This is a genomic window from Vibrio sp. QJM3NY_27 (assembly GCF_057785955.1).
Window position 1 is genome coordinate 1,501,178 of record NZ_CM173511.1, and the last position, 24,130, is coordinate 1,525,307.

The 24,130-nt window shown below is 43.3% G+C and carries 28 protein-coding genes; 13 read left to right on the forward strand and 15 right to left on the reverse strand.

The features are described from left to right. Positions 1 to 43 precede the first annotated feature (43 nt). On the reverse strand, positions 44 to 766 hold the full coding sequence (locus AC3CIA_RS06740; protein WP_488518747.1) for a DUF1007 family protein: 723 nt from the start codon (positions 764 to 766) through the stop codon (positions 44 to 46). Positions 767 to 1,008: 242 nt separating this feature from the next. Then, entirely contained in the window at positions 1,009 to 1,506 is a 498-nt protein-coding gene (locus AC3CIA_RS06745; protein WP_009846975.1) for a GlcG/HbpS family heme-binding protein, read from the reverse strand. Between the two features lie 243 nt (positions 1,507 to 1,749). Between AC3CIA_RS06745 and AC3CIA_RS06750 the strand changes: the two genes are divergently transcribed. The 4 genes from AC3CIA_RS06750 (at position 1,750) to nqrM (ending at position 4,772) form a co-directional block, all read left to right on the forward strand. Beyond that, positions 1,750 to 2,424, forward strand: coding sequence for a response regulator (locus AC3CIA_RS06750; protein WP_017077938.1), 675 nt, complete (start codon positions 1,750 to 1,752; stop codon positions 2,422 to 2,424). Then, positions 2,408 to 3,805, forward strand: coding sequence for a sensor histidine kinase (locus AC3CIA_RS06755; RefSeq protein ID WP_237299318.1), 1,398 nt, complete (start codon positions 2,408 to 2,410; stop codon positions 3,803 to 3,805). The genes AC3CIA_RS06750 and AC3CIA_RS06755 overlap by 17 nt, the downstream gene beginning before the upstream one ends. 281 nt (positions 3,806 to 4,086) lie before the next feature. After that, on the forward strand, positions 4,087 to 4,578 hold the full coding sequence (locus AC3CIA_RS06760; protein ID WP_114633349.1) for a NifB/NifX family molybdenum-iron cluster-binding protein: 492 nt from the start codon (positions 4,087 to 4,089) through the stop codon (positions 4,576 to 4,578). Then, positions 4,575 to 4,772, forward strand: coding sequence for a (Na+)-NQR maturation NqrM (nqrM, locus tag AC3CIA_RS06765; protein WP_114633350.1), 198 nt, complete (start codon positions 4,575 to 4,577; stop codon positions 4,770 to 4,772). Before AC3CIA_RS06760 ends, nqrM begins: the two co-directional genes overlap by 4 nt. Before the next feature lie 52 nt (positions 4,773 to 4,824). Here the strand turns inward: nqrM and AC3CIA_RS06770 are convergent, their stop codons facing one another. Then, positions 4,825 to 5,103: a DUF134 domain-containing protein gene (locus AC3CIA_RS06770; protein ID WP_004734814.1), complete on the reverse strand. Its 279-nt coding sequence runs from the start codon at positions 5,101 to 5,103 to the stop codon at positions 4,825 to 4,827. A 35-nt stretch (positions 5,104 to 5,138) separates the two neighbouring features. Between AC3CIA_RS06770 and AC3CIA_RS06775 the strand changes: the two genes are divergently transcribed. Both AC3CIA_RS06775 and AC3CIA_RS06780 read left to right on the forward strand, forming a co-directional pair. Beyond that, positions 5,139 to 5,576, forward strand: coding sequence for a PaaI family thioesterase (locus AC3CIA_RS06775; RefSeq protein ID WP_171307680.1), 438 nt, complete (start codon positions 5,139 to 5,141; stop codon positions 5,574 to 5,576). A gap of 217 nt (positions 5,577 to 5,793) precedes the next feature. Next, the gene (locus AC3CIA_RS06780; RefSeq protein ID WP_488518748.1) at positions 5,794 to 6,885 is read left to right on the forward strand and encodes a transporter substrate-binding domain-containing protein; all 1,092 of its coding nucleotides are present in this window, start codon (positions 5,794 to 5,796) and stop codon (positions 6,883 to 6,885) included. A 43-nt stretch (positions 6,886 to 6,928) separates the two neighbouring features. Here the strand turns inward: AC3CIA_RS06780 and AC3CIA_RS06785 are convergent, their stop codons facing one another. After that, positions 6,929 to 7,132, reverse strand: a complete 204-nt coding sequence (locus tag AC3CIA_RS06785; protein ID WP_102576647.1) for a hypothetical protein — start codon at positions 7,130 to 7,132, stop codon at positions 6,929 to 6,931. Between the two features lie 372 nt (positions 7,133 to 7,504). Between AC3CIA_RS06785 and pnuC the strand changes: the two genes are divergently transcribed. The 3 genes from pnuC (at position 7,505) to AC3CIA_RS06800 (ending at position 9,782) form a co-directional block, all read left to right on the forward strand. After that, complete coding sequence (gene pnuC, locus AC3CIA_RS06790; RefSeq protein ID WP_054546503.1) at positions 7,505 to 8,239, forward strand: nicotinamide riboside transporter PnuC; 735 nt, start codon at positions 7,505 to 7,507, stop codon at positions 8,237 to 8,239. 8 nt (positions 8,240 to 8,247) lie between these two features. After that, a complete protein-coding gene (locus AC3CIA_RS06795) occupies positions 8,248 to 8,976 on the forward strand; it encodes a nucleoside phosphorylase (protein WP_146454737.1) in 729 nt (242 codons plus the stop codon). 125 nt (positions 8,977 to 9,101) lie between these two features. Continuing rightward, positions 9,102 to 9,782 (forward strand): Crp/Fnr family transcriptional regulator, encoded by a 681-nt coding sequence (locus AC3CIA_RS06800; protein ID WP_004734820.1) that lies wholly within the window; start codon positions 9,102 to 9,104, stop codon positions 9,780 to 9,782. Between the two features lie 159 nt (positions 9,783 to 9,941). On the opposite strand, the gene AC3CIA_RS06805 is transcribed toward AC3CIA_RS06800, so the two are convergent. Further along, positions 9,942 to 10,829, reverse strand: coding sequence for a VirK/YbjX family protein (locus tag AC3CIA_RS06805; protein ID WP_081008967.1), 888 nt, complete (start codon positions 10,827 to 10,829; stop codon positions 9,942 to 9,944). Between the two features lie 435 nt (positions 10,830 to 11,264). On the opposite strand from AC3CIA_RS06805, the gene AC3CIA_RS06810 reads away from it, so the two are divergent. Beyond that, the gene (locus AC3CIA_RS06810) at positions 11,265 to 12,413 is read left to right on the forward strand and encodes an MFS transporter (RefSeq protein WP_488518880.1); all 1,149 of its coding nucleotides are present in this window, start codon (positions 11,265 to 11,267) and stop codon (positions 12,411 to 12,413) included. 97 nt (positions 12,414 to 12,510) lie between these two features. Here the strand turns inward: AC3CIA_RS06810 and AC3CIA_RS06815 are convergent, their stop codons facing one another. The 6 genes from AC3CIA_RS06815 to AC3CIA_RS06840 all read right to left on the reverse strand — a co-directional run bounded on the left by AC3CIA_RS06815 (position 12,511) and on the right by AC3CIA_RS06840 (position 17,088). After that, positions 12,511 to 12,657 carry a hypothetical protein gene (locus tag AC3CIA_RS06815; protein ID WP_004734823.1) on the reverse strand — a complete coding sequence of 49 codons (147 nt, stop codon included), beginning with the start codon at positions 12,655 to 12,657 and terminating at the stop codon, positions 12,511 to 12,513. Positions 12,658 to 12,697: 40 nt separating this feature from the next. After that, on the reverse strand, positions 12,698 to 12,973 hold the full coding sequence (locus AC3CIA_RS06820; protein WP_004734824.1) for an HU family DNA-binding protein: 276 nt from the start codon (positions 12,971 to 12,973) through the stop codon (positions 12,698 to 12,700). A gap of 372 nt (positions 12,974 to 13,345) precedes the next feature. Next, on the reverse strand, positions 13,346 to 14,041 hold the full coding sequence (locus AC3CIA_RS06825) for a VC0807 family protein (protein WP_017075154.1): 696 nt from the start codon (positions 14,039 to 14,041) through the stop codon (positions 13,346 to 13,348). A 171-nt stretch (positions 14,042 to 14,212) separates the two neighbouring features. Further along, entirely contained in the window at positions 14,213 to 14,869 is a 657-nt protein-coding gene (locus tag AC3CIA_RS06830; protein WP_488518749.1) for a glutathione S-transferase family protein, read from the reverse strand. 50 nt (positions 14,870 to 14,919) lie between these two features. Continuing rightward, positions 14,920 to 16,110, reverse strand: a complete 1,191-nt coding sequence (locus AC3CIA_RS06835) for a YbfB/YjiJ family MFS transporter (protein ID WP_065205407.1) — start codon at positions 16,108 to 16,110, stop codon at positions 14,920 to 14,922. Between the two features lie 405 nt (positions 16,111 to 16,515). Then, a complete protein-coding gene (locus AC3CIA_RS06840) occupies positions 16,516 to 17,088 on the reverse strand; it encodes a YceI family protein (protein ID WP_065205406.1) in 573 nt (190 codons plus the stop codon). A gap of 291 nt (positions 17,089 to 17,379) precedes the next feature. Between AC3CIA_RS06840 and AC3CIA_RS06845 the strand changes: the two genes are divergently transcribed. Beyond that, the gene (locus AC3CIA_RS06845) at positions 17,380 to 18,096 is read left to right on the forward strand and encodes a DUF1826 domain-containing protein (RefSeq protein WP_488518750.1); all 717 of its coding nucleotides are present in this window, start codon (positions 17,380 to 17,382) and stop codon (positions 18,094 to 18,096) included. A 77-nt stretch (positions 18,097 to 18,173) separates the two neighbouring features. Here AC3CIA_RS06845 and AC3CIA_RS06850 read toward each other — a convergent pair whose 3' ends face one another. Together AC3CIA_RS06850 and AC3CIA_RS06855 are read right to left on the reverse strand one after the other, a co-directional pair. Next, complete coding sequence (locus AC3CIA_RS06850; protein ID WP_488518751.1) at positions 18,174 to 18,527, reverse strand: VOC family protein; 354 nt, start codon at positions 18,525 to 18,527, stop codon at positions 18,174 to 18,176. Positions 18,528 to 18,642: 115 nt separating this feature from the next. After that, complete coding sequence (locus AC3CIA_RS06855; RefSeq protein ID WP_488518752.1) at positions 18,643 to 19,344, reverse strand: helix-turn-helix transcriptional regulator; 702 nt, start codon at positions 19,342 to 19,344, stop codon at positions 18,643 to 18,645. Between the two features lie 336 nt (positions 19,345 to 19,680). Here AC3CIA_RS06855 and AC3CIA_RS06860 point away from each other — a divergent pair, with 336 nt between their 5' ends. Continuing rightward, a complete protein-coding gene (locus tag AC3CIA_RS06860; protein WP_428783476.1) occupies positions 19,681 to 21,567 on the forward strand; it encodes a methyl-accepting chemotaxis protein in 1,887 nt (628 codons plus the stop codon). A gap of 120 nt (positions 21,568 to 21,687) precedes the next feature. Here the strand turns inward: AC3CIA_RS06860 and AC3CIA_RS06865 are convergent, their stop codons facing one another. Beyond that, positions 21,688 to 22,533, reverse strand: a complete 846-nt coding sequence (locus AC3CIA_RS06865) for an alpha/beta fold hydrolase (RefSeq protein WP_488518753.1) — start codon at positions 22,531 to 22,533, stop codon at positions 21,688 to 21,690. Positions 22,534 to 22,676: 143 nt separating this feature from the next. Here AC3CIA_RS06865 and AC3CIA_RS06870 point away from each other — a divergent pair, with 143 nt between their 5' ends. Beyond that, on the forward strand, positions 22,677 to 23,522 hold the full coding sequence (locus tag AC3CIA_RS06870) for a LysR family transcriptional regulator (RefSeq protein ID WP_488518881.1): 846 nt from the start codon (positions 22,677 to 22,679) through the stop codon (positions 23,520 to 23,522). A gap of 5 nt (positions 23,523 to 23,527) precedes the next feature. On the opposite strand, the gene AC3CIA_RS06875 is transcribed toward AC3CIA_RS06870, so the two are convergent. Continuing rightward, positions 23,528 to 23,929: an ACT domain-containing protein gene (locus AC3CIA_RS06875; protein WP_488518882.1), complete on the reverse strand. Its 402-nt coding sequence runs from the start codon at positions 23,927 to 23,929 to the stop codon at positions 23,528 to 23,530. Between the last annotated feature and the right edge of the window lie 201 nt (positions 23,930 to 24,130).

Genomic DNA, 24,130 nt, shown 5'->3' on the forward strand with positions numbered 1-24,130 from the left:
GTTTGAGTTAAGACGTTTACTGACTAGCAACGAGCCGCTGCGATTAAGACACTGGAACCGCAGCACAATGAAGCTCAACCGATTGAGTAAACAGTTGGCCTAATGTGTTGTCTGGATCGGTATCGACAGGTAAAGACATTGCATAGCTCATTTGTTCAGGCGTCGGGTTGGGCTCGATTAATTCCAACTGACATTGTCTCGCTAGTTCAGGTGACAAGGTCACGTCGCTATTCGATAACCACGACATGTCGACGAAGTAACTAGGGTCAAAAATGAGTACGCGGAGCGAGTCTCGTGTCACGGATTTTGGCTTAGACAGCGGTAGGTCAAATGTTAGAACCATTTTGGCTTTGTCACGCTCAAATTTGGCATGCTCAGCAACTTGATACTTAATTGGCTCTTCACCATCGTAGAAATACGTGAAGTAGTGCTCGTACATCATGTTTTCAATAACAGACGCAGCGAGCTTTTTGAATGTTTCAGCTTCTGTATCGGCAGAGACATTTTCGCCATCCAACATGTACATGGATGTCATTGCATCAAAAGACCACTCCATAGAGAGACCGGTGATCATGCCATTCTCTCCCTCAACATGGGTTTTCATCTCTATCCAAGAGTGAGGGTGGGCATATAGATTTGGCGCAAAACACAGTAATACTAGGCCAAAAGGCAAACCCTTTAGAGAACGACAGCATGTCGAGAAACGGCTTACATAGCGAGAGAAGAAGCGATTGATTACATCGATTAGATTGAATAGCTGTTTCATGAGAACGAATGGTTATTAAGTGTAATGTTATAATATAACAATTGAGTGGGTTGTTCACATCAAATTTGTGTCATGTTTTGCCTGTTTACGTTTCTATTATCGGTTTCAATTCGGAGTTGCTTTTATTCGCAACTGCTTTAATTTGCAGCAATGCCCCGCAAGTGCGAGGCATTTTTTGATTGGGCATGGAGGGTACTAAGCCGCTTTTCTAGATCAGTCAGTGTTTGTTGGTAAACGGACTTTTAGAAGAACTTCTTAATCGCTTTTTCAGCACAAGCGACATCTAAATGGCCACCCGGAGCGCCACCCACACCAATCGCGCCAATCATGGCATTGTTCAGTTGTACCGGAACACCACCCGCTAGGAACAACAAGTTGTCGTCCATATTCTGCAAGGGTTGCATGATAGGTTTGTCGGCGATGAGTTTCATCAGGTTACCTGATGGCTGCTTCATGCTTGCCACTGTGAACGCTTTTTTGCGTGAGCTATCAAGAGTGTGGATGCCAGCGCCATCAGAACGTAGTTGAGCAATCACATTGCCCGACAAGTCGACAACAGTCGCAGAAACCTTGTAGCCATCGGCTTCGCATTGATTAACGGCTTCATGGGCAAGCTTGAAGGCCGCTTCTGATGAGATTTGAGTGAAAGAGACCGTTTGTGTTTCTGCTGCCATTGCATTGTGAGAAAGGCTAAGGAAACCAAGGGTTGCTGCTAGTACTGTTAGTTTTGTCGTTTTCATGTTTACTCCGTTAAAGCATCTGTTTTCAAAAAGCATCTGTTTTCAAAAAATATTCGTTTTCAAATTCCGAATTCTATTTTTTGTTTGTTTAGAAAGGGTGTTTTTAATCAACAGGTTCATACTAACGAATGCATGATTACGACTGGCTTTCTTGAACATTACAAAGTTGCAATGTTGGTTATATTCGAGAAAGGATATTGATAGAGTGTATTCAGACCACGGCAAATAAATAAACGGACGTTGATGAAAATACTATTGATTGAAGATGACATTCATATCGCGAGATTTTTGGTGAATGGTTTTCAGCAAGAAGGGATAACGGTGACGCACGCAACAGATGGTGTTGATGGATTACACGAGGCCGTAACCGCAGAGTATGACGTGATCATCCTCGATATCATGTTGCCAAAGAAAGATGGGTTTGAAGTGTTGGCTGAACTCAGAGGGCAAGGCTACGCGACGCCCGTCATCATATTAAGTGCCAAACACTCAGTGGAAGAACGAGTGCAAGGGCTACAGTCAGGTGCTGATGATTATTTGGTAAAACCTTTTGCGTTTCCTGAGTTATTGGCCCGTTGCCAAACCTTGGTGCGTCGAGGCAAGCAACCGACACCTCAGCCATTAGAATTGCATTACGGCCCGCTTAGCCTAGACCTACTTAAACACACTCTACAAAGAGATCAACAAACGATCACCATTAATCAGCGCGAGTTTATGTTGATGAAATTACTGCTCGAAAACCGAGAGGCTGTGATGTCGAAAACCGCGATTCTTGAGCATGTTTGGGGGCATCAGTTTGATCCGCAAACCAACGTGGTCGATGTTTTGGTTTGTAGGCTTCGCAGCAAAGTTGATAAGGGTTTTTCTAAGCCATTAATTCACACACTTCGAGGTGTTGGCTATGTCCTCAAGTCGTAGTATTGAACAGGCGCTCGCTAAAACACAGAGACATTTGTTGGTTCGCTTTATGTCGACCTTACTGCTCTGCTTGCTGCTGGTGGAACTGATTGTTGGGGCTATCTTCTTTTTCGACCTTTACCAAACGGAAAAGAAGATCCTTACGTCTATGTCGACCGAGTATCAGCGTATTTTGACTTACGATTCGAGTGAGCGATTGATTCATGTTTTAGAGGCGAATCCTCACCGGTTACTCGAAAACAACATTGCGGCGTATAAGCTTGAGAAGGGCGCTTCATCTGATGGTGTGTTTATCGCTGGTGTTCAACATTTATCGACAGAACAGTCTTTTTCTAGCTATCAAATTGATGAGAATCGTTCATGGTTAGAGAGCTTCATCTTGAGTCCCTATATGTCGTTGCCTATTGAAGGGGAGCAGTATGATTTCTGGTTGGTTTTGGATAACCGAGCAAGAGACTTTATCGCCTACAATCAATGGCTAATGACCTTATATGCGTTGCTTGCTCTCGTGTCCGTGACCGCAGTATTCACTCGTAACATCATCCAGAGTGCCATGTCTCCGTTAGTGACCTTTGGCGACCTGCTCGATAAGCTGAAAAAAGGGCAGTTAGAATTTCCTAGCACTAAAAATGAAGCCGAACCTGATTTACCGCAAGGGCTCAACGTGATCAGCTCTAGTGTCCATACTGCGGTTGCCAAGTTACAGCACGTGACGACAACCTTGAATACGACCGTCGATGCGATCGCTCATGATATTCGAACTCCTTTGTCGCGTATTACGTTAGCTTCCCAAACGGCATTGCTCAATAACGCCGACCAACAAGCGATGAAAGACGCATTGGCAGATTGTTCTGAACACGCCATGCAGGCAAGCAATATGTTAACCGCCTTGATGAAGTTGAACGACGAGCTGACCGGAAAGCGCATACCACAGAAAGTGCCGACTCAGGTCTCTGATGTGATTGCCAATGTGGTGAGCTGGTATGAAGATGTCGCAGAAGATAAACAAGTTGAGCTTGAGGTTGAGAGCGCTGATGCTCTTGTTATTCAGTCAGATCCTGACAAATTGACTCAGGTGTTGGTTAACCTTGTTGATAACGCGATTAAGTACACCGAGCCCGAAGGAAGAGTGACGGTCAAAGCCGAGCAAAGTTCAGAGGGTAAGATCGCGATAACCATCCAGGACACTGGTGTTGGTATTGAACAGAAATATCAGGATTTGATTTTCGAACGACTTTACCGAGTCGACAGCAGCCGCAGCAATATCGAGGGGTATGGTCTTGGGTTATCTTTAGCGCTTGCCATGGTCGAGAATCTAGAAGGAACGTTAGTCGTTGAATCTGAACTGGGTGTGGGAAGTACTTTTACTCTTTCGTTGTAACAACGATTTATATCGTCACTTCTGTCTTTGAAATTTCAACTTTTACGCACAAAGAATGCCCCGCACTAGTGGGGCATTCTTGTTTTTGGGGAAGGGAGGCTCTTCATGAACAGGTTCGGGAGGTACAGTAACCTGCGCCAACCCTATTGGCTGCTTGTAGCTTGTAGCTTTTGATCTTACCTGTCGATCCAGTAAATCTTATTTTTCACATGATAGTTATTGGCATATGCCAATAATGGGGCGTATGCTGAACTTCTGATCATCAATAACAGGAAGTTACTATGTTATACGCAGTACCTTGTCGCGACCTTCATGTAGGCAACCATTTTGCTCGTTCCCCACAGATTGCGATTGTCGATGAACAACGACAAATAAAGCAGATTGTTCCTTTGGTTGAGTCCGACACCGCTTGCAATAAAAAGAAGCAATGGATCTCTGTCCTCCGTTCTTACGATGTGAAATCTGTAGTCGTCCGTCACATAGGGAAGAAGATGCTAGCGCACTTGTTCAACCACGACATTAGAGTCTTGGCATCAACAGGTAAGGCAGAAATCGGGACTTTGGATTTCGACAATCTACGGGAAGTGACCGATCTCGATTACGGTCGCGAACCTCGCAACGTTTGTCACAGTAAAAAAGGGCACAGTCAGAGAGAGTGCAGTAATAAAGGGAGTAGTAAGAAAGGCTGCGGTGAGGAAGGGCGCAAGAAAGACTCCGCGATTCTTATGGCACAGCCGAATCACTTAGGGGGTATTCGAGGGTTCCGAAAATGACCTTTATGTTGACGCTATTGGGGTTTGTCGGAATCGTCGCGTTGATGGCGATAGGTGTGATTTTTTCTCGCAAGCCAATCAAAGGCAGCTGTGGAGGGCTTGCGCAGTTAGATATTGAGCGTGAATGCAATTGCAAAGATGTGTGTGAAGGGCAGAGTCGAAAGCTGTATCAGATCTCTGAGCCATCAAGCTAAGTATCGAGAATTCACTGTCGTTGAGCTAACTAACGTTGGGCTAGTTCGCGAGTTAAGCGCTTTGAATCACCAACGCGTGACCGTTGACGATGCACTTGGCGACTTTGGCTCGTGCACGCTTGATGATGTTGCCGAACGTTTGGCGAGACACCTGCATTTGTTCAGCGGCTTCAAGTTGGCTCAATCCTTCTTGATCAGCCAAGCGTAAGGCTTCTAACTCTTCTAATAGCAATTCTTCTTTATGAAGCTCGTCCATAGGAACGCCATTAGGCTTAAAGCAAGAGTAAGCCGCTCGGGTGCATAACTGGCGATGTTTTTTTGGTCGAGCCATATCAATCTCTAGGTATTTAAGGTTAAAAGGTAAGTATGAAGGTTTTCATTCCACACAACCATCGGCGTTGCCAAGTGTGCAGCCAAGGTTTTTTTTCAGACAATCCAATAATATTTGAAGCTATTGGTGAGCACGAGGCTTTAGTTAAGCATGAGACTTTAGCTAAATATAAAACCAGGGCCAAGATTGTACCAACAGATAAAGCTGAGGGCTACGATGGCATTATGCAGGGCGGCATTGTTACCGCGTTACACGATACCACCATGCTGCATTGCTTGTTCCAAAATAATATCACTGCCATGACGGTTAGCTTAACGTCTCGTTTTCATCATCCAATTTTGATTGGCCAAGAGCTAGAGATCCGCGCTCAATGGGTCAAAAGCAGACGTAACATTTACTTCTTAGAAAGCCAAATAACTCAATGCGGGAAGTTATGTTCATCGGCAAAAAGCCAGTTTATGTCGTCGCTTTAATCAATGAATCTAAGTTCGGTAAGAGTCGCTTTATTGAACCCATTCTTTTGCACAATAAATAGAGGTTTTCTATAGTTAAGTTACTAACGAAAAAACTAGGGCAGTATTGAATTTACTATCAACTTTCTAAGCTCCTGAGCGTGCTTAACTCTGTTTATTAGAACGAGCTCTTCTACTCGATTCAATTCATCGCTGCCTCTTTCTTGAGGGTTTGCCAATGCCAAGTTGTTTCAAATCGGCACTTCAATCTTGTGTAGCTTTAGTCATTTTTCTTTTAACTTTGTTTAGCACTTTTTCGTCGGCTTCTCCGCTTAAAGTCGGTGTTTATCCTTGTCCTCCTTTTGTGATTAGTTCTATGGAAAATGAATGGAACGGTTTAAGCATCGAGCTGTGGGAGCTGATAGCGAAGGAAATGAACGTAGAGTTTACGGTAGAGAATTACCGCTTAGATGATCTACTCAATTCCATTGAAACAGAGCAAATCGACATTGGTGTATCCTGTATTTCAATAACCCCAGAACGCGAGTTGTTCGCTGACTTTTCCCATTCCTTTTACGAAACTCATCTTGCTATTGCAGTGAAAAAGCAAGGTTACCTTCATACCTTACACGCCATTTTCTTAAACCCTGCATTGTGGCTGATCATTGGCGTTATCGTCTTTATCTCTGGTGTGATTGGTGCCTTTTTTTACGTATTGGAACACGGTGAAAATGAAAAGCTCTATTCGATGAAAAGCCGAACGGGCCGTTGGTTAGAAAGTTTCATATTGGGTTTGCTTTTTATCACTCGAGGCCCATTCAATTATTTTGAGTTTAAGAGCTTAACCGGACGAATTGCTACGGTGTTCATTGGTGTGCTGAGTATGCTGTTTATCGCCAGTATTACTGCGGTATTAGCCAGCAAGCTTACGCTCAGCCAAGGCTCTTCACATATTAAAGGCGTGAATGATCTTGCGGATGTTGAAGTAGGGGCAAAAGTCGCGACGACGTCTTCTTTGATGCTCACCAGTTTTGGTATTCGACACAAGAGTTATATCGATATGCCAAGACTGTTGGCGGCTTTAGAGGAAGGCGAAGTGGAAGCGATTGTCGCTGATGATGTGGTGCTCAAATATATGATCGGTAATGGCAGAATAAGCGGGCAGTTTGATGATCTAGAGGTGTTGCCATATCAGCTAGAAAAGCAGAATTATGGCTTTATTATCACTGAAAACAACGTGTATGAAGAAGAGATTAATCGTGCTCTTTTGAAAATTCGTGAGTCGCGAAAGTGGCGTAAAATCTTGGTCGATTACTTTGCGGATAAGTAACCGATTTTAGCTGCTGACTCTCAAATATTTCTAATGCTGATTCCTAAAGTGGTTCTGAACTAGAAGCTTTGTTCTTTTTGAAGTATTTGAATGCAGTCCAGACGGCGTAAGCCGCAACACCCACAATCAATGCCGAACGGATGAGGATAGGTGCATCATGCTCAAGCTGGCTAACATGCGGCACAATACTGGCGAACAATCGACTGGTAAAAAGTAGCCCCATTACTAACATAACAATTTTATTCATGTGACCTGCCATTCAATTAGATGCGTTACACAGAACAAAGCATGAGTTAATCACACTCTCGTGAGGTTAAAACTTGTTCTGTTCGAAATTAAAGAATGCGCTTCTCAAACGCGCCCGTCAACGCGATATCCGCCTAAAACCAGTAAGCTAAAGTTTCGTTTTTGGAAGTGGTTCTTTTCATTAATGGAGATATACGCAAAGGATTGAATGTGTGAGGAACAGTTGAACTTATTACGATGAATTTCAATTTCGCCAATTATTATTCTGATTTATGATCGCATGCAATCTAGGGGGGACAAATGTCCTCCTATTTGTTTCTGAAGGCGCAATAAGATAAGTGCTACTAAAAAACAAATAATAAAGGACACTTTTATGGACCTATTCGCCCTACTTGATATCAATAATACCTTAGTCAACATCCCAATAGGGGATGGCTATGCCATGAGCTGGATTGAAGCTTTTGGCACTGTATTTGGCCTGTTGTGTATTTGGTTTGCAAGCCAAGAAAAAACCATTAACTACCTGTTCGGATTACTGAATGTCACCTTATTTGCGGTTATCTTTTTCCAAATTCAGTTATACGGATTGTTACTTCTTCAACTCTTTTTCTTCTGCGCCAATATTTACGGTTGGTACGCATGGACACGCCCTAATGAGCAAGGTGAAACGTTAGAAGTTCGCTGGTTGAGTCAAAATAAGCTGGTGGCAACAGCTGCAGCGTGTGCGGTTTCGATTGCACTGCTCACAATGTATATCGACCCATTCTTCTTTGCGTTGGCGAACATCGCGGTTGATAGCCTGAATCTATTTGGTGCTGATTTAACGGAACCAGTACTTGAACCTGATGCGTTCCCATTCTGGGATGCAACGATGACCATTCTATCTATTGTTGCTCAAGTTCTTATGACACGTAAGTATGTTGAAAACTGGATACTTTGGATTGTGATTAACATTATCAGTGTTGGTATTTATGCGACGCAGGGCGTGTACGCAATGTCTGTTCAATATGCAATCTTAATGTTTATTGCGGCAAACGGTACTCGCGAGTGGGCACGCACAGCTAAACGAAACAGTGATAAATCGTTAACTCAAGCAACGGCTTCTTAGGAGTGAAGATGGCAAAGCAACCTCATATTGGCGTTGATGAAACGCAAATTGCTCCGTTAGTCATTGTTTGTGGTGAGCCTGATAGAGCGAATCGAATCGCGAGCTTGCTAGAAGATGCAGAGATGGTTTCTGAGAATCGAGAGTATCGAATCTTCACTGGAACTTATCAAGGGAAAGCGATATCAGTTTGTAGTACGGGGATCGGCGCACCTTCAATGATCATTGCCGTAGAAGAACTTAAGTTTTGTGGTGTCACTCATATCGTTCGAGTAGGGTCTGCAGGTGCGATGCAGTCACAGATTGGGCTTGGTGAGCTAATTATTGCAGAGGGTGCGGTTCGCGATGAGGGTGGTTCTACCGCTTACGTTAAGCCGTCGTATCCCGCTTATGCAAGCTTCTCTCTGCTTAAAGAGCTAGACAAGTTCTTGCAGCAGCAAACAACACCTTACTATTTGGGCACGGTACGCTCACACGACAGTTTTTATACCGATGACGAACAGGCGCTTTGTCAGTACTGGAATGGTAAGGGCATTTTAGGTGCAGACATGGAAACATCCGCGCTGTTTACCGTGGGGCGCTTGAGAGGGCTTAACGTAGCTTCTATCTTGAACAATGTTGTCTTGTACGAACAAGATGTAAAGGAGGGCGTTGGGCAATATGTCGATGAGGCAGAGGCAATGATGCAAGGAGAGCGGCTAGCATCATTAGCGGCACTGGAAGCATTAATTACTCAATAAGAGCCTCAATAAATGCAAGACGAAAGCGATGGGAGACCGTCGCTTTTTTATTGGGTTCTCTCCTGTGGTTTAAGTGGTTACAATCGTTTGAATATAAACAGCAGTAATGCAATGAGAGAGTAAGTATGAAGATTGCACCATACTCAAGCGGACGCTTTAAAAACTACTTAGAACAAAAAAGCTCTGAATTTAGAGATCTCATCTACCAACACCAAGTTAACTCTCGTTACTTCAATCAAAATGATGAAATTCTGCGTCAAGGTGAGCAACTTCAGTATCTTTATGTAGTGCCCGCTGGGAGAGTCTCTATGAGTATTTCTGCGGCTAATGGGCGACGCTTTCAATTGGGTGAGGTGAATTGCGATTACCATATCTTCGGTGAGATGGAGTTTTTCACTCAGACACCTTGTCAGTGGAACGTAGTGGCTGACGAACACATGCAAGTTGATGTCATTTGCATTCAGAAACTAGCAGAAGCACTACATGAAAATCCGGAGATGATGTTCTTCTTTGCCTCTGCATTAGCGGAAGATTATCAAGACTCTATGGGCATTTACACTAACCGTCTTCTACACTCAATTACCTACAACATTGCCTACGACTTATTGGTTCAAAGCCAGACAAATACCGTGTTAGGCGGTTTCGATAAAGTGAATCAAGAAGCGGAACGATTTGGTACATCGAGCAGGGTGTATCGAAGAGCGGTTAAAGACCTATTAGACAAAGGTTTCATTAGAAAAGGAGACCAAGGGTTGGAAATTGTCGACCAGCAAGCGCTCCGAGCCTTTATTGATTCGTATGAGTAAGAAAAAGAATGACTCAAGTTGAAAGGGAAATTTGAGTGAAATCAGAAAGGTAAGTGCAGAGCTGCTTCTCGATTCTAAGGCCCCGTATTATGAGGCCTTGTGTTTGTAACAAAATAAAGAGCGAGCGCCAGAAAGTAGTACCTATTTAGAAGGCAGTTGTTAGCTAAACTGAACTTGAATGTTGTGGCTCATTTTGTTCTTTAGCTCTTCTTCATACTGATCTAGCCACGCATACCGCTCACGATATAACTTACGTTTTTGGCGTTTCAGAGCCTCAAGGTCTTTCCTGTTTGGGTTGATCGGTAGACGATAAAAATAGTCATCGTGTACCTGTCCATCGTGCTCTTCCCATAAACTATCGTACTTAAGGCTGATGTCTTTGTTTTTCTTGCCGTAGCGTAATGAGTTCGACACATGGCCAGATTCTTTTACCGCATAGATATTTTCGATACCTAAGCTAATGGCTAACAGTCGTAGTGTTTCGACCATGAAGGATTTAGGTCTTAAACCGTAGAAAGCTTTTGTGAATGTACGGCTAAATCCATTGTCATTGGCTCCACCCTGAATACCACCGATGTAGATGCTGTTGTCGAAAACAGTGAACGAGATGCTATACATTTTTTCGAGTAGAGAATTGGTCAATGAAATTGTCAGTTCACCTTCTTTTCTCGCGTTTCGTTCAAAGCTGAGATTAACCAGATAAACGTTGTCATCTATCTCTAGTTTTAAAAGATTGAGTCTTTCATTATAGATTTGGTGTCTAGCTTCTGTTGCGAAGGTTTCTTCAAACCAGTCGTAGTGCTTGGATAAGATTTCTATCTTTTCTTTATTGCTAAAGCCAGTACATAAGTAGGGAGTTACAAATTTGGATAAGAAGTTAGGCTGTTTGATAAATAACAGCTTTCTCTCTTCAGAGTTGAAATTTTCACTCATTTTTCTAGTGGCTGAATAGTAAAACAGGGCTCGAATAGTAAACTTAATTATCGCCTTGTACTTGCCCTTGTTTTTATGGGTATTGGCTTCTATTCCCATGCGAACGACATTCATAATCACCTCAAAAAAGAAACGCTGCACCAACACATTAGTGTTGCGAACATTTCCCAGACTCTCATAACTAACAATGAAAATGATGATAGTGAAAAATGCGATTTGGGTATGTATGGGTATGTATGACAATGTAATTAAGTCAGTTACTTAACGTTCAAATTTTGGGCGGCTTTTACGCTTAACGCGGATTGATAAATGCAAAAAGTAACATTTACAAAACGATCGTGTAACAATTGACTGGCGAGTAGTATGCTTCCTAATTCCGAAGCTGAGTTTCATATGACTGATTTTTCGGAGTAAAGATACTTTTGAGGAATTAAACATGGCAGGAAGCATATCACCGCGCAGCTACGGTCGTTTAAGGCGAAGCCGATGGAATCGGTGGTATAAATGATTGGTTGGGTACGCTTGTTAACATCGAGAAGTTCATTTTCGATGTTAGTGATCATCGCTATTGCCTCCGTGATAGCGAATACGGGGTGGCGAGTTGTCATGAACAATTTCGCTGTCGATACCGTGGGAATGACAGGAGCGGATGTTGGTCTGCTTCAGAGTGTAAGGGAGATCCCTGGTTTACTCTCATTTACAGTGCTGTTTCTATTACTTATTATTTCTGAACAACAAGTTGCGGTGCTCTCTGTCGCCGCGCTGGGATTAGGCGTTGCCATAACGGGTTACTTACCCTCAATCTATGGCTTCTATTTCAGCACAACCCTGATGTCTGTTGGTTTTCATTATCTAGAAGCAGTGAATAGATCTCTGTCTACACAACTTCTAGGTACGGAAAACTTTAGTGAATCCATGGGGAGGATTCGAGCCGCGGCATCCTTTTTCTCCATGGTGACTTTCATATGTATTATTGTCGCCAATTATGTATTTGGTGTATCAGATAAGGCTATATTTTTTGCTAGTGGCACGGCGTGCTTCTGGTTAGCTTTTTATCTACTCACATTCAAAAATGCTAGCTGCGGTGAACGACAGCACACCAAGCTTATTGTACGTCGTGAATACACCACATATTACATGTTGACCTTTCTAAGCGGGGCAAGAAGACAGATCTTTGTCGTGTTTTCAGGTTTACTCATGGTCACCAAATTCCATTACACGATCGCAATGATGGCCGCTCTATTTATGTTATCTAGCTTGTCCGCCACTGTTGCATTACCTGTGGTGGGTCGTTTTATTGACCGAGTAGGAGAAAAGAGATCTCTACTGATTGAGTATGCGGTGTTGATATTGGTGTTCTTATCGTATGCTTTTGTTGAGAATCATTATCTGGCAGGTGGGCTATACGTTGTCGACAGCATCATTTTCAGTTTTGCGATAGCGTTGACTACTTATTTTAAGAAAACCGTCCGGTCAAACGAAGTGGCGTCCACGGCGAGTCTTTCGTTTACTATCAATCATATCGCGGCAGTATTTCTGCCATTCTTATTGGGAGTGGTGTGGATGTCTGGCTATCAATGGGTGTTTGTTACAGGAGCTATTATTGCATTGCTGAGCTTTTTAATCTCGTTGACTATCGATACCAGATTGCATCAACGTATTAATGGAGTGACTGAATTGCAGAAAGAGGTCGCTTGAAAGGGTTAATCGGTATAAGCACTTGTATTAGTGAAGCGCTGTTTCTTAAATCAAAAATGCCACTACAAGGCTGCAGTGGCATTAGAAGAATAACAAACTATAACTCTAACAGTTTTGCCAGTTCACGCTCTTCCATAAGCTCTTCAATGCGTTGACGAGTTTTGGGCGTTTCGGCTTGTGCTTTGGTTGACTTGCCTGCTTTTTTACTGCGGCTAGCTTTAACTTTTTCTTTGGTTATAGACATAGTAATCTTCCTTGGATTCTGCTTTGAGATCGTATTTACTCTAAGCGTTACATGACTCTTTTAGTGCTTTACCTGCTTTAAACGCAGGCGTTTTTGATGCTGAGATTTGAATCTCTTCTCCGGTTCGTGGGTTACGACCAGTGCGAGCAGCACGAGAATTAACTTTGAAACTACCGAAACCAAGGATGGCAACATCATCACCCTTAGCCAATGTATTAGAGATACCTTCAACAAGTGCGTTTAACGCTGAACCTGCTTGATCTTTTGAGATGTCTGCTGAAGTTGCGATGTGTTCAACCAACTGAGATTTGTTCATATTCTATATTCCTTATTGAGTACGACTGGCGCTTAACTTTAAGGCCAAGCTTGTTCTATCTTAGCAATAAGGGCTGAAATAGTGTTAACACCTAGGCAGGGTTTTGTAAAGTAATCAACAAGATTGAGCGTTAAATCATCTTTCAGTATAACCGAATGCAGTTCTTTAGCTATTGGTAATTTAAATGCTAGCTATCAAGCTAGTATGAGAAAGGTGAAAGTAATCTCTCATTTTTTGAGAAAGCTGATCATAATTCAGCATATCACTTGTCGGATAAATGAGAGAACAGAAACAAAAAAGCCCAGCGAATGTGCTGAGCTTTTGGTGTGTGTTTCTATTTTAAGACGAGACACTAAGTTAGTTCGGTAAGATCTACTTAGTAATAAAGATTTTCTCTGTTTCTAGTGACGTCATAGCACGAACTTGGCGCCAAATGTAATAGAAAATGCCTAACATCATCAGCATGCTAGGGATAGCTATGGCTGGGTAGCTGTAAAGTGTCAGTTTACCAAGTTCTTCATTAAAGGCTGCAGTACCAGCAGGGCTTGTCACAATCCAAGTTGCTAGGAAATAGTTCATCGCAGAAGAGAAAGCGAAGGTACTTGCGAACATGTAGTTCGATGTCATTAGACAACGATCAAACTTTGCTTGGTTACCGAACTGTCTTAAACGCTCTTCAATAAGAGAGATGTTTAACAGAGCTGGCGTAAAGATAACTTTTTGGATAAACGGGTAGCGAGTGAAGGTCGAGCCAAGGACCGCTAAACCAATTAGGCCAGGTATTAATGCTTCTTTTAGTGCTAACCAACGAGTATCTAGTTCGAAGAAACCAATGCCACCCGTTAATAGCACGCTGACGAAGCCAAGCGCAGCGATGAAGTTAAACTTCTTGTTGCGGATTAGCTCCATACCACCGTAAGCGATAGGGAAAGCAAGGGCGACAAGCAGTGCTAGACCGGTTCCTAGGTGCTCCTCTCCACTGAACTTCATTAAGATGAATGACGGAAGAAATACGTTAAAAACGATTTCGAAAAGAGGGTTCGATTTTTTGTTTTCTGTGTTACTCATAATTTCTAAATACATTATGTTATGGATTTATTCTCAGGGATTGTTGTTTACCTCGCCCAAGATGTAAAGCCTTAACACGTCATGCTGTGTAACGACATGTGACATCAACGACATCTCTGAGCCTGTCTCACGTTGAATTCAAGACTTTACGTATTCTAGTTCTGGATGCTCTTAGGTATCTCGACTTAACGAATCAAGCAACGTTTCATAGTCAGGCTTGTTTGCCAAACTCTCAATGCTTATAAGTGTCAGTACGTCTGCGAACGGAGAAAGGCGTAAAAAATCGATGATGTTGCGGCTGTCCACTTCATGAAACAATTCAGTATGTCGAAACTGGACGTAATCTAAAGCGACATGGAGATACAAGGTGGCCAAGTTGTCGCTCAAAAGGGATTCTAGTCCTTGTTCTTTTATCTCTTGGTCAAGTTGCTCTAGGGCGGAAACCATACCCTCTTGCCCTCTATGGATAAGCGCATTGTCACTGTCTGCATAGCGAATCAATGCCGCGGTTCTAAACGCGATCTCCATTAACGTCTTTGCTGTTCCTAACGTTTGCATTTCATTGGCACGACTTAACGTTACCTGACGTAGCGTTTGAGGTTGGTACGTTTCAATTAGGTATTGGCAAATGCAAAAGCTTTCCGTCAGTGCTGTTTCGTCTTCAAGTTTGAGTGCTGGAATTAAACAAAACGGATTGACGCTTTTTAGATTGGCCGGGGAGCTCCATGGATCAACCCAAACAAAAGACAAAGGAGAGCAGCGTGATAGAAGCGCAGTTGCTGCGACCACGCGTGAAAACGGGGAGGTTTCATTTAAGTAGAGTTGCATGATAATCCTTTATTGTATTCGTCAGATGAACTGAGGAAGCTAGCTTAGATCTAGGTCAAGTGTTCAGGCTTAGAGTGAGTTACAGTCATTAAGGTACACACCGCAGACAGCATCAAAGCAGCAGTACTAACGGTGAACAACACGTCGTATGAAGCCATATGATTTAAGTAGTACGCCATCAAAAGCCCAACCACACCTTGTGATACAGCAAAAGAGAGTGTCATTCCTGCCCACGCTTTGGTATGCAGTTCATAGCCTACAATCTCCAACGTATAAGTCGACACAAGTGTTACCGTTCCCGGCGTGAAAATACCAACCAGTAATGAAGAAATTAACAGCGCGATAGGATGTGTACTAACAAGCGGTAATGCGACGCCTAAAGCCTTGAGGCTAAATGCAATGCCGAGGGATTTTTTAAGCCCTAACTTGTCTCCCAAGACACCGGTAATCAATGGTCCAATAGCGGCGCCAATACCAAAGGTTGCCCAGAATAAACCACCGCTGCTGAACGACATACCCAGTTCGCGCACGATGTAATCCACCCAAAACAAGGTATGGGGTAAGTAGCCAATAGCGTCGAAGGTATACGCTGCCAGAATAAGCGCAACGCTGATTAGTTTTGGCTTTGAGAGCTGAGAGAAGGACGATTTTATATAAGGCGCTTTAGACGTGTTAGATTGGGTTTGCCATGCATTCCAAGTCAGTATCGTTGTGACTAATGCGATGACTCCCATGCCAACCCAAGCCGACACCACACTAAAATAGATCAGTACTGGGATTAATGTGCCTGATAACATAGCACCAAGTCCAATGCCTGAAAATATTACTCCGCTGACACGCGCCTTCACATCGGGATTAAACTTTCGGACAATCACTGGTGGGGCGACAACCATTAATAAGGCACCCGCAATTCCAGCCAAAGTTCGCCAAACATAGAACCATGTTAAGGGCGCTTCTTGTAGCGCACAGCCTAAGTAACTAAAACTGCTTATCAACATAGCGAATCGAATTAACTGCCCAGCACTAAAGTAACGCAACAGTATGTTGGCAGCAGGTGCACCCAATATGTATCCAAGAAGGGTCGCGACACCAAGGTAAGATGCATCACTTTCGCTAAACCAACCACTTTGAATGAGAGCCGGCATTAATGCTATATAGGCAAACCTACCGATCCCGTTGCCTATTAGAGTCGCCCCCATTCCAGCCAAGCTGTCTCGATTAACGATGTGTTTATTCAGCATGAAAAGGGCTCTTTTTAGGTTCAGCTAGATGTTCTAGCACTAGGACAAGATCTTTGTTTAGTTTTGCATACTGACATCATTTGCCATCAATATCACTAGGCGGTTAGTCATATAATTTGCTCATCTAAAACCGGTTTGAGATAGGTAAATAGCGAGTGTGTTTAAACACTTAGGTGGATGTGTTGTTCTGCCGAGGATAAGGCAATAAGCGATTGTTTTAATCACCGCAGATTTGAGTGATCAATTGTTAGACTAAAGTTGGACGACCGACCGACTTAATTGAACATGAGTGATTTGTTTATCTAGATCTGTGTACTGACTTGCCGGCTCTAACTCACATTCACCCACCTTAAACGATAGATGAATGTGAATTAAGAAAGATCTAACTGGGTAGGTGTGAACCCATTATTTATCGAAGAGCAGATTGAAGCTTAAAGGGATTTTGTCGGAAATCGCTAACCCACCAACGGTAGCTGATAGCTTGTTCAAGTTGTCTGTCGATATTCCAAAATCAGCGCCATTGACGATGATTGTCGAGGCTGAACTGACCATCACTAACTCTTCTGAAGGAACGATTAAAACGGGAAAATCAATCGTTTTTGTTACGCCGTGCAAGGTAACCTCCGCTGCAATGGTTGTTCTTTTTGGGTCACCAGACAACATTGACGGTTCAACTTTTCCAGAGATTTTTACTTCAGGGAAAGTCATCGATTCAAAGTAGAGCTCATTGAGCCTCTGATCGCGAATAGCGACGCCAGTACTCACACTTTTCACGTCCAACAATATGGAAAATTGACCCTCTTCGGTAAGACCACCAGATAAAGGCTTGATGGATGCGGGCTCAACAACAAACTGCTTCTTGATAGTTGCGAACGTAATATTCGATAAATTGGGGTCTAACGTGTAGCCCGTTTCCGCTAAAGATTGAGCGGAGATAACGATGCATAGGAGGCCGAGTGTAGAGATTAGTTTTTTCATAAGTTGTCACCACATTGATGAATTCACAAGTTTAACGTTCTCGAGTCGTGCATTTTTGGAGTCTTTATTTGAACTAAAGATAAATTAGAAAAAGATAGATAGAAGCTTAGTTCAGCATTGATCAAATTACCTGACGAAGGTAGAGCATCGCCATATTATTGGAACCATGATCGGCAAAGTTACTTGTGCAAATTTGGTTATGTTATAACATAACCAAAAGTCGCTATTACTGTGAACGACGTTTGCAGTATTAAAAGAGAAATGATAAGCAAGCATCAAGGAGATGACGTAATGAATGCCGTGTTAACCAAGCCTTTGATAACGAATAGTAATCAGCCACTTAACATTAGTTCCGTTGTGAGTATCAAGGATCAGGCGAATCATAATCCAGGACTTAGCGCTTCTGAGCAGCCAACGGTATTAGCGGATATCTACCAAAGCGATATTAATATAGCGGTATGGCAGCGACAGTTTGATGAAGATTTAACTATGGCAATTAGTGAATTCATCGCCGCGAATCCTAGCTTCAGTAAGTCTATTGGCCTGTCACCAGACAACGCTTACGATAAATTGGAGTTTGCTACCGACGGAACCGCTTCTAAAGCGTTATTAGAAAACATGACAGAGCTGGTGGATATGTTCTGTTGTTTGTTCGATCTTGAAGAAGTAGGGCTCCGTTTGGCGGTTCTGAATCAAGCGATGTGTCCTCGTTTTCATTTTGACCAAGTTCCTTGCCGCTTAGTGACAACCTATCACGGCGTTGCGACTCAATGGCTGCCAAACGAATCGGTCGACCGTTCTAAGCTTAGCCGTGGAAGTGACGGACAGCTTGATTCTGTTTCTGGCCTGTACAGTGATGAGTCTAACATTCAGCAAATGGCCAGTGGTGATGTTGCGTTATTAAAAGGGGAGCGTTGGAGTGGCAATGAGAATAGAGGCCTTGTTCACCGTTCACCAGTTACGTCATCAAATGAGACACGACTATTGCTGACTCTAGATTTCGGTTAGTAAGCTTTTTATGAGATGAGATGAGATGAGATGAGATGAGATGAGCAAGCGGCTTAAATACGGCTTGCTCTATTCATTTAAGCGAATATGCGGTGGCTGTCTGGGTCAACTGCGAGGAAGTTAATGCCGTAAACGGACTCTTCTGGCGCTTGCTCAAACTGGATACCTTTTTCTTTCCATGCTTTATAGAGGTTTTCCAGTGTCTCTTTGTCAGCAAGAGACATAGAAAGCTCAGTACCGCCACCCTTGATGTTACTTGCTGGTGTTAGAACGTCAGCCTGCTTGAGTGTTATTTTAACGTTGTTTGCAAAGTCTAGAACAGCAAAGGTCGGTGATAGAAGCTTTGGTTCGCAATCAAATGCTTTTGCATAAAAGCCCATGCTGCGGTGAATGTCAGTGACATAAAGAACAAATGAATCGATGGTAAACATAATAGCTCCTGAAATGTTCAATTGGATTTGCCGTGTTGGTTTCAGTTAACTCAGCTTTTGTCTTGAGCCCGATTTGGGACCACGGCAATGTATCGAACCCCTGTGACAGTTTTTGTCAGTAGTGAATCACTTTATCTGTAATGCCTTCTATGTCCTGCCAATCTTTGAGCAAGTCATGACGTGGGCGCTGATACTTTTCTTCTAGGATTTTCCATTCAGCCATTCTATCGAGCCTGAAATTACGATATGCATTTCGCGTTTCACACCAAGCGACCAAAACGTAGTGCTGTTCGAATAAGCCAATCAACATTGGCCAAACGATTCTTGAACTCACATTAGCTTTTGCGTCTGTGTAATGAATCTCAGCTTTACTCTGCTGCTTAATTGCTAGCTTGATATCTGACAGTTCGATGGTTAACTCTGCAACTTCAATGATTGAAGCAACACGCACAATGTCTTCACTGCGTTTGATCTGATGGTCAGCAGGTAACACCGCAGAAATTTTGGCAATGGCATTTCTAGCCGAATCACTGAATTCCCCATTGGCTTGCTTGGCTACCCATTCAGCGCCAAGCCTTAATGCTTCCAATTCTTCCGTTGAAAACATCATCGGAGGGAGAGTGAAGGTCGGTTTCAACTGATAGCCAACTCCTGCTTCACCGTCAATTTCAGCACCTTGTGCTTGCAGCGTCACGATATCGCGATAAATGGTGCGAGTACTCACATTGAGCTCACTAGCCAAGTAGTCAGCGGAAATTGGGTATTTATGACAGCGCAATAATTGGAGCAGGTCGAAGAGGCGTTGGCTTCGGGACATAGAAAAACTCAGACGACAGAATGAACGATTAGATTAATGGATCAAAACTCGTAACGCTATTTAGGTTGTAAGAAATGGCGTGATCTGTGCCTTTACCAGTCCTAAAGTATGACGCCTACCCGTTGAACTTATTCTCGTCTCTAATTTAAAATTTAGAGTTTGCCATTCTCTAAATCAATGGATTACGATGCGTGCTCTTACTCACACATATGAATAATTCAACCGGTTAGCTGGTTTCTTAATTTATTTTAAAGCGTAAAATATATCCCGCTTGCAAACCGCTTTGGCAACCAATTTGTTCGCCACGGTTTTTTACTTCCAAATTATAGGTTTCCTATGTTCAAGAAACTCTCGCTTAAAAATAAGCTAGCGATATCAGCTAGTATGGCCATCATCCTGGGGGGGATTTTGGTTGAGGCCCTTTCTTTTCGTGCTTCACTGCAAAGGTTGGATATTGAAGTTGAACAGCGCTTAGAGGGCGCATCGGCTTCGTACAATCAATATGTATCGGATTGGATCTTATCCAAAGAGCGTGCGCTTACTTCTCTTTCGAAAGAGTCCAAGCAAGACAGCTTGGTGACTCATCTAAAACAGGTTCGTGACTCAGCCTCTTTTGATAATGTCTTCTTGGCATTTCCTGATGGTTCGCAAAAGAATGCGAACGGAGTAGTACTGCCGCCGGGTAATGATGATCCCCGTTTATGGGGTTGGTACACCAATGCGGTAGCGAACCCAAGTAAGGTGTTCATGGATAACCCAACGGTTGCTGCAGCAACTGGGGCGAACGTTGTTTCATTAGGAACAGCAATGCAACTGCATGGGCAACAGGTTGTGTTGGGGGCGGATGTTGAAATTACCGACATCTTAAACAGTCTAGAGCAGGTGATTCTTCCAGGTGAAGGTTACATGTTCATCGCGACCAACAAAGGCACGGTTTACACGCACCCTGACACTAAGTTACTGAACAAGAATATCAGTTCACTTGGGTTAAATTTCTCCGATGTACAAAAGGCTCTGACTAGCGGTAAAGACACTTCTATCGAACTGAATGGCAGCGACTATGTTCTGTACGCACGTGCTATTGACGGAACGAGCCTGATTACAGTGAGTGTTGTTAATCATGACTCTCTGGTTGCACCGTTATTTGATGCAGTGATTGGTCAAGTTTTGGCGACACTGCTGGTCGTTATTGTATGTACCATACTGTTTAACCTTTTGTGTACGATTCTATTCCGTCCGTTGAACCACGTATCTCAAGCATTGGCGCAAATCGCGAATGGTAGCGGTGATTTGACTCAACGCATTCATGTAGAAAACCAAGATGAAGTGGGCGAGTTGGCTCATAACTTCAATACCTTTGTTGGAAGCTTACAGCAGTTGATTGGCCATATCCGTGGGCAGTCAGAACAGCTAAATAGCCAGTCAGAGCAAAGTACTCAACGTGCGAACCGTTCTGTGGACGAGCTTAATCATCAACAGCAAGAAATCACAATGGTGGCAACGGCTGTAACGGAAATGGCCTGTGCAACTCAAGAGATTGCATCGCATGCCGAGCAAACAGCAAAAGCGGCACAAGACTCAGCGACAAGCACTAACAGTGGTCACGCTCTGGTAGTCGACACTAAAGGTTCGATTAATAACTTGGCCAATGAAGTGAACGAAGCGGGTAATGTGATCAGCGAACTTAACAAGCACGCTCAAGAGATCTCAACAGTATTAGCGACAATCCAAGGCATTGCAGAGCAAACCAACTTGCTTGCTTTGAATGCGGCGATTGAAGCGGCCCGTGCTGGTGAACAAGGTCGTGGCTTTGCTGTGGTTGCTGATGAAGTACGTGTGCTTTCGCAGCGTACCCACTCTTCAACGGAAGAGATAAAATCAACCATTGATATCCTACAGCGCACGACGACCCAAGCCGTTGAGCTGATGGAGAGCAGTTCTAAACTGGCGATACATTCAGTAGAAGATGCCGATCGAGCTTCGCATGCGCTTGAAGAGATCAATACTGCAGTTGCTTTGATCAGCGACATGGCGACTCAAATCGCGACGGCTGCTGAAGAGCAAACACACGTGACGGGTGAAATTACCCAGAACATTACGACCATTAAAGATGTCACTGACCACTTAGTTGTGGGTGCTCAGGACAGTTTAACTGAGTCGAACGAACTTAAGAGTCAAGCCGCTGGCTTAAGCGACAAAGTGGCGACTTTTAAGCTTGCTTAACTGTTTCATTCACTGATGCCTGATCAGTGAGTAATCGGTAAGCAATAAGCTAAAGCGACGTAGATTACGTCGCTTTTTTTGTGTCTATTGCTAGATGGTGGGACAAAATAAGTCGCTGAATTAATCGAGTAGATGATGGCACATCAGTTCAATAAAACTGACTGGCGATTCAAGCATTGGGGTATGCGACACGCCTTCAAGCTCAATGAGTTCTAATGATTTAAACGCCCCTCCTAAATCCAGCCAAGTGCTCAAAGGTGCGATACTGAAATCGAGTTCGCCAATAGCAACAATAACCTCCAGTTGATTAGCCTTAGGTAGAGTCGTTAAATCTATACTGCTAAAAATATCCCCCCAAAGTGCGTCAAGCAGTGCTGTATTGGTGTGTACTTGGTCCCAAAGGGGAAGCTCATTAAAGCTAGGATCTGCCCAGCGCATAGGGCTTAATCGATTACATAGATGGACAAACTTTTTATGTGGTTCTTTGTTTATGTCGTGTTCGAGCTTTTCAATACTTTGTTTAAATAGGCGCTTTCGTTCAGCTGACGCATGGCTTTCCCAGTGTGAAAACTGATTGGCTTTCATCTCTTCAGATAAGCTTGGTGGTGCCCCAACAACCATAACCTTCCCAATACGAATCTTGGTAGAACTGGCGAAGTGAAGAGCCATGTAAGCATGTCCGGAATGACCAAGAACACTGGCTTTTCGTATATTAAAACTCTCGCAGATAGCTTCGATATCGTCAGAGATAATATCCAAATTAATTGTCTGATTACCTTTTCCCGTTAAAGCAAAGCCACGATGGTCTAGATATAAGCAGGTAAAGTAGTCGTGTAGCGCTTTCGGTATTACTCGCTTGTAGTAATCAACACTACCAATAATCAATAAGTTTGGTCCTTCGCCGTGTTGTTCGGCTTTAAGTTGATACCCATCGCGCTTGAAGATTGTCTGGTTTTTAGTTTTCATCACTCTTAACTCACATCGTTTTTTTGAACCTTATCGCGATAGATAATCCTGATAAATAGGCTAATATGAGATTCAGTGTTGGTGATTTTGGGATAATAAGATTGGAAAGGATCGATAACGCTTGGTTAAACTCATTCCTTTGTGTGTATGAACAGAACAGCTTCATCAAGGCTTCGGAGCGCTTGTTAATTCCGAGCTCTACGGTAAGTCGTCATGTTCAACAACTTGAAAATGAGATTGGCAATAAACTGTTTTATCGGACTACCCGCAAGGTTACGCCAACCTCAGCGGGCGAGATTCTGTATAACGAGATAAGAGAGCCGCTCCGTCGCCTGAGTCAGACGTTGCAAAGCCTCACCATTTCAACTGAATCAGTAAAAGGAAGTATTCGCTTAAGCACGCCAGACGTTCCGTTCATTGGCGATGTTCTTGCTGATTTTGTGGTCGACTATCCCAATATATCTCTGTTCTGTGAACACAGTACGTCCATCGAAAGCGCACTCAACAGTGACCCAGATATCGTGATTAGCTTTGAGCGAGGATCGCTGGATGATAGGGATTGGGTTTCTCGTCCTTTATGCCAATGGGAGAGTGCTGTTTTTGCTTCTCCAACTTGTTTGGAGGAACATGGTTCACCAAGTAAAATTGAAGAGTTAAGAGCGTTGCCATGTATCTCTAGCTATAAAGCTTTTGGCGGCAACCCTTGGGTCTTTAGCAGGACAAAAGACGACTCGAAGGGCTTGGATATCAAGTCAAATATTAATGTCGATGGTGGGTTTATCGCGAAAGCCGCTGCGATCCGGGGGCTTGGTTTTGTTGCTTTACCAAGAGAGTTTTGTCGTGAGGAAATAGAGCGGGGCACATTGGTTGAACAGTACTTAGATGACCAATTAGCGCCCCTGACGATATACATTCATTATCGTTCGATCAGTTATCACACTCATCTAACTAATCTTTTAGTCAGCTTCATACGTGAACGAGCAAATTGATCGAGTTATTCGGCTTCTGAAAACTCTCTAAGCGCGCTCATTGCTTCGTCTGCTTTGTCTTTTTGAACGAAGATATGGTCGTGATAAAAGCTCGCAATCACGTTGGCGCTAATGCCGTATGAGCCAAGCTTTGTGGCAAAGGCCGCTGTTAATCCAACCGCTTCAAGGCTTGAGTGTACTGATAAAGTGATCATGCTAAACACACCGTCGAAACTTAACTGCGCTTGAGTCGCCACTTTTTCTGTCAGCACCAAAGTTAACCCTTCCCTTTCTCGAAAGGTCGCCATCGGATTGAGATGGACATAGTCGGCTAGTCCTCCCTCTACTGTACAAAAAACATAATCACCTTCAATGAGCTCAGGTGACATGGACTTCAACAGAATGTCTAAATCGGTAATGGCGGTCATCATTTTCCCTGCTTAATCGCGTTTGTTTAGGGTGTGGGTAATGAGCCAAGATAGAGGTAAGCTGTCGGCGAGTACAATTAATAATATTTATTCACTATAAGCACGACTAATCGTCCGTAATTTTAATTCTGTATTTTCCGGTTTTTGCAGCGTTTTGGTGTGTTATGTATCAATAGTGAGGATTATTCCGCTTCATACACC